The 8,243-nt window shown below is 60.9% G+C and carries 9 protein-coding genes, 1 tRNA gene and 5 pseudogenes; 11 read left to right on the top strand and 4 right to left on the bottom strand.

Features of this window, described 5'->3' with window-relative positions; genetic code table 11:
- A pseudogene (locus tag ACYVD0_RS18205) lies at nucleotides 1-612 on the bottom strand (transposase); the annotation flags it as partial.
- 104 nt (nucleotides 613-716) lie between these two features.
- On the opposite strand from ACYVD0_RS18205, the pseudogene ACYVD0_RS18210 reads away from it, so the two are divergent.
- The 7 genes and pseudogenes from ACYVD0_RS18210 to ACYVD0_RS18240 form a co-directional block, all read left to right on the top strand.
- Nucleotides 717-1,118 (top strand): annotated as a pseudogene (locus tag ACYVD0_RS18210) (transposase); the annotation flags it as partial.
- Nucleotides 1,119-1,123: 5 nt separating this feature from the next.
- Nucleotides 1,124-1,312: a hypothetical protein gene (locus ACYVD0_RS18215; RefSeq protein WP_460428125.1), complete on the top strand. Its 189-nt coding sequence runs from the start codon at nucleotides 1,124-1,126 to the stop codon at nucleotides 1,310-1,312.
- A 557-nt stretch (nucleotides 1,313-1,869) separates the two neighbouring features.
- A complete protein-coding gene (locus tag ACYVD0_RS18220; RefSeq protein ID WP_460428126.1) occupies nucleotides 1,870-2,589 on the top strand; it encodes an SGNH/GDSL hydrolase family protein in 720 nt (239 codons plus the stop codon).
- A 179-nt stretch (nucleotides 2,590-2,768) separates the two neighbouring features.
- A complete protein-coding gene (locus ACYVD0_RS18225; RefSeq protein ID WP_460428127.1) occupies nucleotides 2,769-2,942 on the top strand; it encodes a hypothetical protein in 174 nt (57 codons plus the stop codon).
- 82 nt (nucleotides 2,943-3,024) lie between these two features.
- A complete protein-coding gene (locus ACYVD0_RS18230) occupies nucleotides 3,025-3,198 on the top strand; it encodes a Rossmann-fold NAD(P)-binding domain-containing protein (protein WP_460428128.1) in 174 nt (57 codons plus the stop codon).
- Between the two features lie 120 nt (nucleotides 3,199-3,318).
- Nucleotides 3,319-3,690: a PA2779 family protein gene (locus tag ACYVD0_RS18235; RefSeq protein ID WP_460428129.1), complete on the top strand. Its 372-nt coding sequence runs from the start codon at nucleotides 3,319-3,321 to the stop codon at nucleotides 3,688-3,690.
- Nucleotides 3,691-3,758: 68 nt separating this feature from the next.
- Complete coding sequence (locus ACYVD0_RS18240; protein WP_460428130.1) at nucleotides 3,759-4,652, top strand: PA2778 family cysteine peptidase; 894 nt, start codon at nucleotides 3,759-3,761, stop codon at nucleotides 4,650-4,652.
- Nucleotide 4,653: 1 nt separating this feature from the next.
- Here the strand turns inward: ACYVD0_RS18240 and ACYVD0_RS18245 are convergent, their stop codons facing one another.
- On the bottom strand, nucleotides 4,654-5,937 hold the full coding sequence (locus ACYVD0_RS18245; protein ID WP_460428131.1) for an NAD(P)/FAD-dependent oxidoreductase: 1,284 nt from the start codon (nucleotides 5,935-5,937) through the stop codon (nucleotides 4,654-4,656).
- Between the two features lie 174 nt (nucleotides 5,938-6,111).
- Between ACYVD0_RS18245 and ACYVD0_RS18250 the strand changes: the two genes are divergently transcribed.
- A tRNA-Val gene (locus tag ACYVD0_RS18250) sits at nucleotides 6,112-6,188 on the top strand.
- 62 nt (nucleotides 6,189-6,250) lie between these two features.
- On the opposite strand, the pseudogene ACYVD0_RS18255 reads toward ACYVD0_RS18250, so the two are convergent.
- A pseudogene (locus tag ACYVD0_RS18255) lies at nucleotides 6,251-7,139 on the bottom strand (transposase); the annotation flags it as partial.
- On the opposite strand from ACYVD0_RS18255, the pseudogene ACYVD0_RS18260 reads away from it, so the two are divergent.
- Both ACYVD0_RS18260 and ACYVD0_RS18265 read left to right on the top strand, forming a co-directional pair.
- Nucleotides 7,138-7,270: pseudogene (locus ACYVD0_RS18260) on the top strand (IS3 family transposase); the annotation flags it as partial. The pseudogenes ACYVD0_RS18255 and ACYVD0_RS18260 overlap by 2 nt on opposite strands.
- A pseudogene (locus ACYVD0_RS18265) lies at nucleotides 7,268-7,420 on the top strand (integrase core domain-containing protein); the annotation flags it as partial. The pseudogenes ACYVD0_RS18260 and ACYVD0_RS18265, both read left to right, overlap by 3 nt.
- A gap of 34 nt (nucleotides 7,421-7,454) precedes the next feature.
- On the opposite strand, the gene ACYVD0_RS18270 reads toward ACYVD0_RS18265, so the two are convergent.
- Nucleotides 7,455-7,799, bottom strand: a complete 345-nt coding sequence (locus tag ACYVD0_RS18270; protein WP_460428132.1) for a hypothetical protein — start codon at nucleotides 7,797-7,799, stop codon at nucleotides 7,455-7,457.
- A gap of 233 nt (nucleotides 7,800-8,032) precedes the next feature.
- Here ACYVD0_RS18270 and ACYVD0_RS18275 point away from each other — a divergent pair.
- On the top strand, nucleotides 8,033-8,243 hold a 211-nt coding region (locus ACYVD0_RS18275), incomplete at its 3' end, for a hypothetical protein (RefSeq protein ID WP_460428133.1).

An 8,243-nucleotide genomic window follows, 5' to 3' on the forward strand; every position in this document is an offset into this window, starting at 1 on the left:
TTCCAGTCCCAGCCGCCACAGCGACAGCCCGTGCTTGCCTTGAGATTGTTGCTCTGGAAGATGCAGCCCCAGGCCGACTCCCAGCCGATGGCTCTTCAGGTCCCGGAGGCCTTCCTCGACCTGCATGCGCCGCTGGTAGATCGCTACGACCTGTGCGGCATTCCACTGCGTCTCGGGCAGGTTGCTGGCCAGCAGGCGCCGCTGTCAACGCGGGCAGCCCTCGCGCGGGTGGACGACTTCGCAAACCGGCAGCGAGCGTCCGGCCAGCGGGATCGCGGCGCGCAGCAGGAACCGCTTGCCGGCGGCATCGATCGGCGACCCGTCCACCAGGAGCAACGGATGCCGGAGCGAGCCTGGCAGGGCACGGCGCATGACCCGGTAGAACAACCCCCGCTCGGCCTGCAGCTGGCGGTTGCCGAGCAGGCGGTCGACCCGCTCGATGGCATGCCGGGGCCAGGCGGAGCCGGGCAGGGAACGCCTCAGTGCGGTCAGGGTCAGGCGGCGGCCCTGCAGCAGGGCGGCCACCGCCGCCATCAGGGCTTCGAGACGGCGGGCATGGATCGTGGAGAGTGCCTTGGCGAAGGCGGCGTGCAAGAACTGGACGGTCTGCATGGGGGCTGGGGACATCGGTCAGTTTGGTGACAACCAACGTGCCCGCCCATGCAGGCCTCTTCAAGTCTTACCTAATTGATTTTTCGAGAAAATTTCTGGGGATAACTCAGCATTTGGCCCGTTTTGTGGTGGAGGTCATCGAGCAGTTGGAGCTGAGCGCGTTGACGCGCCAGTACGCAGGCCGAGGGGCAGAGGCACACCAGCCGGCAGTGCTGCTGGGGCTGCTGATCTATGGCTACGCCAATGGGATGCATTCGAGCCGCAAGATCGAGCGGGCCACCTGTGATTCGGTAGCGTTTCGGTATGTCGCGGCCAACACCCATCCCGACCACGACATCCTGGCGACCTTTCGACGATGGTTCTTCAAGCAGATCGAGGCGTTGTTCGTGCAGGTGCTCATACTCGCCCGTGAGGTGAAGTTGCTCAAGCGGGATCACATTGTGCTGGACGGTACCAAGATCGGTGCAGCAGGATGCACGAGGTCAAGCCTGCGCTGGAGCAGATCGGGCGATTGCCCGAAGACCTGGGTCAGGCGCAGGTGCTGCTAGCGGACAACGGCTTTTATAGCCAGGCCCATGTGCAGGCCTGCGGCGAGGCGGGTATCGAACCGCTGCTGGCCCTCAGGCGCGAATCGCATCTCTTGCCGGTGTCCGACGCTTCGCTGCCGACGGGCCCGAGCCGAACACCGATGACCCGGTGAGCAAAATGACCCATCGGCTAGCCAGCCGGGCCGGGCGGGCACTGTACTCCCTGCGCAAGCAAACTGTCGAACCGGTGTTCGGCATCATCTAGAGCAGTTTCACCTTATTCGAGTCCGCCTTTTGGGGGCGATCAGGATAACGATATGCGTGGAGGGCCGCTCCGTAGGTCGGGTTAGCGTAGCGTAACCCGACAGCCTGCCCGGCATTGCCCGTCGCGTCGGGTTACGCCCTGCGGCTAACCCGACCTACAGTTGCAGCAGTGATCTGGTATTTGATGAAAATGCTCTAGCATTCAGGCACATGAGCATGCGCGGGCTGCAAGCAGCCCACGGCGAGTGGAACCTGGTGACCCTGACGTGGAACATCAAGCGCATGCCCGTGCTGCGCCGGGCATGAGGGGCATTCCGTGCCTCAAGGCGCCTTCACAAACCCGCCGGGGGTCTCCTACAGTTGTCCTGTGCATCCAGAATCGGGCCGTTGTGGCGCAATACACCATAACCCTCGGATATCAAATCGTCGTCGACTCAAGTCCGACAGACTCATGGAACAAATTTAAATGGATCAAAAACAGCAGCACTCACTTATAATAAGGATAATTCTTGTCCTGCTTGTAGCAATAGCTGGTTATTTTTGGGGAGGGCTTACGGTATACAAGCAGATCTTTCCATACGAACAAATGAAACTCGCGATAAATCAGGTTTTAGTAAAGACTGGCGAAGCAAGGCCGCGCAATACTTTGTTTCAGGTATTTAGTCCACAGGCTGATGTTGTAATGATTGGAGACTCAATAACTGAGGCCGCACCATGGGATGAGATATTTCCACAAATAAAGATAGCCAACAGAGGGATTGGCGGCGACAGAGCTGACGATATACTTAAACGTATGGAGCCTATATTCGCAGTCTCTCCAAAAAAAGCATTTTTAATGGTTGGTATAAATGATATATATGCTGGTTTGAGTGTTGCTGCAATATTTGAAAACTATACAAATATTGTCAGTCAACTACAAGGCAAAAGAATAAAGGTATATATTCAATCAACAATCGAATGTAGCGAAAGCAGATGCGGAAATAGACTTTATAAAGTTAGAGAGCTGAATGATAAGCTTAAAGCGTTTGCCGCAAAAAACGACATTACATTCATAAATATAAACAGTGGGCTTTCGACTGAAAGAGGTGGTTTGCTACCGCAATATACATACGACGGTATGCATTTGCTTGGAAGTGGTTATTTGAAGTGGAGCGAAACAATAAGCCCTTATGTAAAGTCAAACTAACTCAGTCGTAGCCTGCACAATATTCAAGTTTCCAGCGGGAGATTCAGTCATCATGCCGTTCAGTATAAGTGCCGATATGTCCAGCTTTATCCCTGCCTGGATTTGGCAACGGTTACCGACAGGAGACTGCAGAGAAGAAGGCGCCGGTTCACCTGCTGGATCTCGCGGATTGGCAGCGGGTGATCGGCATCGACCTGACCGGGGGCGCTCTGTGCAACAAGCAGGCCGTCGCCCGGATGCTGACGGGCGGTGGCGGGTCCATCGTCAACATGGCCTCGATCCTCGCTCACGTGGCGCTCACGTGGGCCAGGAGAGCAGCACTGCCTATTCGGCGGCCAAGGCGGCGGTGGTGAGCTTCACCTGTTCGGTCGCCCCGACCTACGCCCGCAGGGAATTCGTGCCAACAGCGTTTCCCCGGGCGATGTCGATGCGCCCTTGCTAGCCCGGCTGCCGCAGGCGACCCGGGATGCCATCCTGGCAAGACAACCGATCGGCCGTCTGGCGCAGGCGCTGGAGATCGCCAACGTGGTAGCCTTCCTGGGCAGCGACCGGGCTTCGATCGTGACCGGCGCCTGTTTTCAGGCCGACGGTGGCTATACTGCGATCTGACGGGATGGCAAATGGAGATGGAAGAGTTCCGTCTAGAATGCTCGTCTTTTGCAACAAGACGGGCTGACAATCAAATGCAAGGAGCTCTCTCCTACGTCCACCTCGACCCCGGTACGGCGTGTGGCAGGCACTCTGGCGGCACTGCAGTTGCTGCTGTTCACTCAGATTCCCATGGTCCAGGCGGCGATGATCGGCACGCAGGAGGTGATCGCTGCGGAGCAGCGCCAAGTAGATCGCCAGCAGTTGCTGCAGATGCTCGAGGACCAGGAGGTCCGGAAGAAGCTGGAGTCCCTGGGCGTCGACCGGCAGCAGGTCGAGCAGCGGATCGGCAGCCTCACCAGCGCCGAGCTGGCGGAGTTCAACCGGCAACTCGCCGAGGCGCCGGCCGGGGGCAATGTGCTGGGCATCATCGTGCTGTTCATGGTGATCTTCATCATCACCGACATGCTCTGCGCCACGGATGTCTATACCTTCGTCCGCTGCGTCAGGTGAGTGGCAGCCTGCGGACCATCCTCCTCCTCGGACTGTTCGCTCTTCTCGCGGCTTGCGCGCGTACTCCCGTGTTGTCTACGGAGACCGCACGCCTGCCCGAGCGGGTCGAGCTGACCGGCGTGCCCTTCTATCCGCAGAGCGCCTATCAGTGCGGGCCGGCGGCGCTGGCGAGCATGCTCAATCAGCGTGGCCTGGATACCTCGCCGGGGTTGCTCAAGGAGCAGGTGTACCTGCCCGGCCGCAAGGGTAGTCTGCAAGTGGAGATGGTGGCCGCCGCGCGCCGCCACGGGATGCTGGTCTATCCCCTGGCGCCCCGGCTGGAGAGCGTGCTGACCGAGGTGGCCGCAGGCAACCCGGTGCTGGTGCTGCAGAACCTCGCGCTGGACTGGTGGCCGAGCTGGCATTTCGCGGTGGTGGTGGGGTACGACCGGCGCGAGCAGCAGTTCATCCTGCGTTCGGGAGCCACGCGCCGCCTGACGACCGATTTCGCAGCGTTCGACCGGACCTGGGCGAAGGGTGGGCGCTGGGCCGTGCTGACGCTGCCCGCCAACCGGCTGCCGGCGACGGCGCAAACGCGTCCCTGGCTCCAGGCAGCCAGCGATCTGGAGGAAACCGGGCAGGGGGATGTGGCGCGACAGGCCTACCGGACGGCAGTTGCGCGCTGGCCGGAGGTGTCCGTCGGCTGGTTCGCCCTGGCCAACAGTCTCCATGCCCAAGGCAATCCGCGCGGTGCCGAGGAGGCCCTGCGGGAAAGCCTGAAGCGCGATCCGCAGTTCGCCGCCGGCTGGTTCAATCTGTCGGAGGTGCTCGCCGAGCGCGGTTGTCTGGCAGTCGCCAGCCAGGCCCGCAGCTGCGCCCGGCAACTGGCGCTGCAGGAGAACTCGCGTTTCTCGGCGGATCTGCCCGCGGCCCGGGCCGCCGACGCGAGCTGCGCGCCGGTGCCGGTCTGTCCGCCATTCTGACTCAGACGCCCAGCCGGTCCCTCAGCGTGTAATACCAGGCGCCCAGGGCGGTGAAGGGCACGCGTAGCAGCCGGCCGCCGGGGAAGGGGTAGTGCGGCAGCGCGGCGAAGGCGTCGAAGCGCTCGGCCTGACCGCGCAGGGTCTCGGCGAGCAACCTGCCTGCCAAGTGGGTATAGGTGACGCCGTGGCCGCTGCAGCCCTGGGAGTAGTAGAGGTTGTTGCCGATCCGCCCGACCTGGGGCAGGCGCGAGAGGGTGAGCAGGAAATTGCCGGTCCAGGCGTAGTCGATCTTCACGTGCTGCAGCTGCGGGAAGGTCCTGAGCATCTTCGGCCGGATGATGGCGGCGATGTCCTGGGGATCGCGGGCACCGTAGATCACACCGCCGCCGTAGATGAGTCGCCGCTCGGTGGAGAGCCGGTAGTAGTCCAGCAGGTAGTTGCAGTCCTCGACGCAGTAGTCCTGCGGCAGCAGACTGGCGGCCAGCTCCTCGCCCAGGGGCTCGGTGGCGATCATCTGAGTGCCGCAGGGCATCGACTTGGCCGCCAGCTCCGGGACTAGGTCGCTCAGGTAGGCATTGCCGGCCAGCACGACGAACTTCGCCCTGACCTGCCCCTGCGGGGTATGCACCAGCGGATTGGCGCCGCGCTCGATGCGCACGGCGGGCGACTGCTCGTGGATCGTCCCGCCCAGGGCTTCCACCGCCGCGGCTTCGCCGAGGGCCAGGTTGAGCGGATGGATGTGCCCGCCGCTCATGTCGAGCAGGCCGCCCACATACTGCCGGCTGTCCACCAGCTCGCGGATACGTCGGGCGTCCAGCAGTTCCAGCCGGGTATGACCATAGCGCTCCCAGAGCTTCTTCTGCGCTTCCAGATGGGCCATCTGCCTGGCGCTGAAGGCGGCGAACACGCCGCCGTTCTTCAGGTCGCACTGGATACCGTGGCGGGCGATGAGTTCGCGCAGGATACGTCCGCCCTCGAAGGCCATTTCGCCAAGCTGGCGGGCCTGTGCGACGGGCAGGCTGCGCTCGATCACGTCGATGTCGCGACTGTAGCTGTTGACGATCTGCCCGCCGTTGCGCCCGGAGGCGCCGAAACCGACCTTGGCCGCCTCCAGCAAGATGACGCGGAAGCCGCTTTCCAACAGGAACAAGGCGGTGGACAGCCCAGTGTAGCCTGCTCCGACGATGCACACGTCGGTTTCGGCTTCCCCGGTGAGTTCCGGTCGCTGCGGGGCGGGGCTGGCCGTGGCGGCGTAGTAGGAGAAGGGGTAGTCGGTATGCGCCATCTTGCGGCTTCCTGTTCCAAATATTCGACGTCGGACCGATGCTACCGGAGTGGATTTTTCCCGGCTAGCGCGCCGGGAGTCTGGCCTGAATGGGAAAAATCATTTTTTTCAGTTGGTTAGCGGAAAAAGGTGTTGACAGGCCGGCGCAAATCCGTAGAATGCGCGGCCATCGACAGGCACATAGCTCAGTTGGTTAGAGCACCACCTTGACATGGTGGGGGTCGTTGGTTCGAGTCCAATTGTGCCTACCAAACAAAACCCGCGTCGCGCGGGGCTTAGAAGGCGATCCGAGAGGGTCGCCTTTTTATTTGGCTCATCGTGCCTTTTCGGGGAAAGCGGCCTTGATTTTCAGGAAGAAGTAGTCCGAGTCTCCGGCATGCCGCAGCCAGGCCCGACAACGCCGTCAGCTTTCCAAAACGCAGGGGGCGTACCAGATCTCTTTCAGCGCATCCTTGAGCACGTAGACCGTGGCAATGGCTGATTGGCGGCGAGCAACTCCTGCAGTCGTACCTCATGCTCGTCTTTCAGGTTTTCCCGGTTGCGCAGCAGCAGCCAACGGCTCTGCTTGATCACCTGGCGGGCTGGCTTGTCATGGCGCCGGGCATTGGCCTGATCCGCCCGGATGCGGTCGACCACCTCGCGTTCGTAGCGGGCCACGACGGGGAACAGGTCGTACACCACTTCCGCCCGAGGACAGTGCTGCCTCACCTCCAGGTCGAAGGCGGTGTTCATGTCCATCGCCACCGCTTCTATATGCTGACACTGCTCGCCGAGCAGCTCGAAGAAGGGGCGTATGGCCTGGCGGCTGTTTTGCCCAGGCTTGCCCACAGGGCACGCGTAGGTTCGGCATCCATGGTCGCGGTGGCGTAACGGTGCCCCCTTGTGCAGGACGAACTCTTCCATTACCAGGCGCCACACGTCGCCGGGCTCGAATGTGCCGACCGAGGCCTCCTGGTGGCGTTTGCCAGAATCTTGAGGGTGTGCCAATGCAACCCGGTGAGCCGGCTGACATGGTTGATAGGTAGCAGCTCCAGCAGTGCTTCGACCCAGGCGCATAGCCGCTGTGTCAGGCGTGAAGCGGGTGGCAACCAGTCGATCTGCTCGGTCAACCGAGCGTAGCGCAGGCAATCCATCCGGCGGACAGGAGCACGCAGCTGGACGCGCCGATCAAACAGATTATGGTCGCGGACATGGCGAATACGTTATCAGCCACGGCTGTCGCTGGAAAATGCCGAGAACGCCGATCACTTATCACTTGATTCGGCTCACGCACAATCAACGCAACTGGGGTTTTTGCCTGGGCTTTCTGCATCTGCATAACGTGAAAGGTTACTTGTTCGAGTCGGTCGCGGAGGTGCAAGAGTACGCAACGCGCTGGCTGTGGACATACAATCACGAGCGGCCAAGCATGGCCCTGGGAGCATCACCCCCTCCAATAAAAGTTGGCCCTCGTGGCCTGACTTCTACTTCTGGCGAGCACTAAAATAGGGAATTACTGCACAAAACTTGTTGCCTTCTTATTTATTGGGGGTGGCTTGATTCAGTAATGAAACTACATTGATCGGCAGCTCCTTGTGAATAGGCTCTGCGGAATGCTCTTTGTAGTCCAAGAGCATGAGCCGCACGCCGCGGACCAACCACTCATGGCGGCTGTCCGTGGTCGCTCCGGCCAGGATCGCCTGAGTCCATTTGACATAGCAGTGGCGGATTTCTAAATCCGTCATGGCATTGATGACAGACTTTCCCAAGATGCAGCCAAGCTCCTGAAGAAACGCAAGTATCAGAGCATCGCGCGCATCGGGTGACCCAGCATCGCCGTGCTCAGCAGCCAGCTTTCGAAGTCTAACGAGGTTCATATTCATTGAGTGATGGCTCTTCTTCCCCTGCATGGTTTTTCTATGATGTCACTGTGATGTCTTTGAGAAAAGCCTGTGACGGATTATTAATGGGGCCCTTAAATAAGGTAAGCGCTCCATGAACCCCGTCTGTTGACGGTCAAGCCGGTCTTTTACAGTGGCGCCGTCGGAGTACAGTTCCACGGCAGCAGCGCCTCGTAGTCTTCGACGCTTTGCGCTGCCGGCAGGCGATGGCGACGATGCGGCGCCTGATGGCCAAGCTGGGCCTGACGGTCAACGAACAGAAGACTCGACTGGTCAAGCTGCCGGAGGAGCGCTTCGACTTCCTGGGCTACACCGTGGGACATTTCTACGGTCACCAGGGCAAGCCCTACTGGGGCACAGCGCCCTCGAAGAAGTCGATCAAGCGGCTGAAGGAGCGCGTACACGCCGAGACGACATCGCGCTGGA

The organism is Azotobacter armeniacus (genome assembly GCF_054779355.1).

What these genes read in the sequence shown, in the direction of transcription:
- ACYVD0_RS18220 (WP_460428126.1), top strand. Translation starts at nt 1,870, where the DNA reads ATGGATCAAAAACAGCAGCACTCACTTATAATAAGGATAATTCTTGTC.
- ACYVD0_RS18245 (WP_460428131.1), bottom strand. Translation starts at nt 5,937, where the DNA reads ATGGCGCATACCGACTACCCCTTCTCCTACTACGCCGCCACGGCCAGC.
- ACYVD0_RS18270 (WP_460428132.1), bottom strand. Translation starts at nt 7,799, where the DNA reads ATGAATATGAACCTCGTTAGACTTCGAAAGCTGGCTGCTGAGCACGGC.